The following is a 2,958-nucleotide window of genomic DNA, read 5'->3' on the forward strand; positions in this document are numbered from 1 at the left end:
TCTTAATGTGATGGATAGCCGTGGAAATACCATCATCCGTACTCAGCTCTATTCTTTGCAAAAAGCCAAAGGCGCGTATACGCGTTATTGGTTCGTAAAGCCTGGTCATGGGGAGCAAGAATTTGAAAAAATCAGTTATAACCGCCGTTTTGAACCATTCAATTGGTATTTTGGTACCGGCGAGTATCTCGTTGATATTGAAAGGCAGAGTGAGAATCGAATTCTAAACATTCTTTCTAAGATAAGTATTGGAAAAAATGGATATCTTTTTGTTTTTAAAAAGAATGGTGAGAGCCTTCTATATGCTAACCGCTTATCTTCTTCTGAAGACCGCAATGTTTTCGACTCTCTAGGAAGTCAGTTCAAATCCGACGTATTAGCCGTTATGAAGCAAGGTGGCTTTGTCGATTATGAAACCGTGGATATGGAAGGCGAGGTAGGGCCGAAAAGTAGTTTTGTTAAAGCGCTGGATTATCGAGATTGGATTTTGGGAACAGGTGTTTACCTAAATCAGATTCATGCAGCGATAGATAAGCGAAAAGATGAATTACTAGAAGATTCACGTAAAGAGCTGGAAGTTGTGGTTATCGCGAGCACGATTGCAACGTTGCTTTGTATTTTCCTAGCCTCCTACGTGAGCAAAATCATTCTTGCAAGGTTTACTCAGATGGAAACCCGCATTGCGAGTGACTTCCAGCGTTTGCAAACAAGCCAGCGTCGTATGGAACATATGGCTAAACATGACTCACTGACTGCTTTGCCTAACCGTTCGCAGCTCGAAAGACAAATCTCTAAAAGTATTGCGAATTCTAAGCTTGAAGGAAAATTGGTTGCGGTTGTGTTTGTCGATCTCGATGATTTCAAACGCATTAATGACCAGTACGGTCATGCGTCTGGTGATGTGTTACTGAAACATAYTGGGCAGCGTTTTGAAGGGGTGCTGGGGCCACGTGATGTCGTGTCTCGTTTCGGTGGCGATGAGTTCGTATTCTGCCTGTCTGGGTTAAATGATATTTCTGAGGCTGAAAGTAAAGTCGCTAAGATCCGCGACTGTTTTAAAGATGAGTTTCAGTTGGCCACAGTCACCATTAAAACAAAGTGTTCAGCGGGTGTCGCGATGTATCCATACGATGGAATCGAAGTCGAAGAATTGCTGACGAAAGCCGATATTGTTCTTTATAAAGCAAAAGAAAATAAGAAAGGTGATGTAGTCTTTTATGACGACATTATTAATAAACAGGTTCAGTTTGATTTTGTGGTTGAAGAGCAACTAGAGCATGCGGTTGGCAAGGGTGAATTAAATGTAGTTTACCAACCTCAAGTTGACTCTTTAACACAGGAATTGAAAGGGATTGAAGCCTTGTGCCGTTGGGAAAACAGTAAGCTAGGATTTGTCTCTCCTATTGATTTTATCCCTGCTGCGGAGCGGACAGGCAAAATTACGTTAATTGGTGAATACGTTTTATCTAAAGCCTGTGAAGACACGTTAAAGATGATGCCAAATGGCCACGGAGCGGTCGGTGTGTCTGTGAACGTGTCGCCAAAACAATTATTGGAAACCAATTTTGTTCCTCGTACCATCGAATTAGTCAATAAAACCGGCCTTGATCCTAAGCGGGTGACCTTGGAGATCACAGAAAACATTCTGATTAAGGATCTGGATGTCGTAGAACCAATATTATGCTTATTGAGAGAGTATGGTTTTGGGATCTCTTTGGACGACTTTGGTACGGGCTTTTCATCATTGAATTACCTTAATGCTTTACCGATCAGTGAGATCAAAATTGATCGCTCATTTGTTGGCAAGTTGAATACCAGTCAGCACAGTGAAACTCTGGTGAAAGCGATTATTGAGATTGGAGCTTCATGTAACATGAAGGTTGTTGCTGAGGGGGTTGAAACAGACGAGCAGCGCCAGACGTTAAAAGACTACCACTGTGACTTATTACAAGGGTATTACTTTGATAAGCCACTGGCGGTGAATGATTTAATTGCTCGCTATTGCAAAGCTAAGCAAGCGGTCTAAGCCGTTTAGTTTTCTAACGCTCCACATCTAACTACTAGCTTCTCGCAACGCAATTAACTGAAGAAGCTAAAGGCTAAATGCTAAATGCTAAATGCACGACTCAGCGTTGAACTGATGTACAGCGTGCTCCAGCTTAGGTTCTCGATCTACTTGGCTAAGGTGATACTCAATATAGCCAATAGTCGACGTACGTTTATAGTCTGCTTGTTTGTGGTCAAATCCATAACAAGTTGCTGGGCATACTATTTGATGAAGCTGCGTTTGATCAGGTTCGTTTTCGGTGAGTCTATTCGGTGTGAGAGCATGCTTAAAGTACCCGTGAGCATGACCGCTTACTACAGCGATACTTTGAGGGTGAATAGCTCTTCTGACTGCTAGGTGATTTTCAATTCCAATTTTTTGAAACCATTCAGCGCCTAGGTTGACGATAGGGTGATGGATGATAACTAGGCTTGGTTTTTTGCGTGTATTCTTCTTAATTGCCTCAAGCCCACGCTGGGCGACTCGGCCTGATCCCAATGCCATTCCAGATAGTGGCTTATCACTGGAATCAACAAACAACAACTGGCATTGTTTGCCTAAGTTGAGTTGATGCGTGACTTGGATATGGCTGTCTGCAAAAGCAATGGCCATGAGTTCTCTTTGGTCATGGTTTCCTGCAATCGCAAAGATCCGTTTAAATGAACAATGTGTTTCAATGATTCGTTTAAACGCTACGTACAGTTCAAAAGTCGGTGAGCAAACTAAGTCGCCGGTGATGAGTAAAATATCATTGTCTTGCTCACCTTCCTGATAACAATCATCAGCCGTTCGGCTATTTTCGATCTGATTGAGAACAAAAATAAGGCTGTGCTCTGCCTGAGCATCTTCCGTGTTTAAATGACAGTCACTGATTTGATATATAAGTTGGTTCTTCACGCTATTGTTTACTC

2 protein-coding genes are annotated in these 2,958 nt (G+C 42.2%); one reads left to right on the forward strand and one right to left on the reverse strand.

The genetic code is table 11. The annotated features are described in order from the left end of the window. A partial coding sequence (locus L4C33_RS21150; RefSeq protein ID WP_428814363.1) for a bifunctional diguanylate cyclase/phosphodiesterase occupies nucleotides 1–2,026 on the forward strand: 2,026 nt, incomplete at its 5' end. Nucleotides 2,027–2,113: 87 nt separating this feature from the next. On the opposite strand, the gene L4C33_RS21155 is transcribed toward L4C33_RS21150, so the two are convergent. After that, a partial coding sequence (locus L4C33_RS21155; RefSeq protein ID WP_428814364.1) for a metallophosphoesterase occupies nucleotides 2,114–2,958 on the reverse strand: 845 nt, incomplete at its 5' end.

The sequence above is a fragment of the Vibrio makurazakiensis genome, assembly GCF_050337375.1.
Lineage (GTDB): Bacteria > Pseudomonadota > Gammaproteobacteria > Enterobacterales > Vibrionaceae > Vibrio > Vibrio makurazakiensis.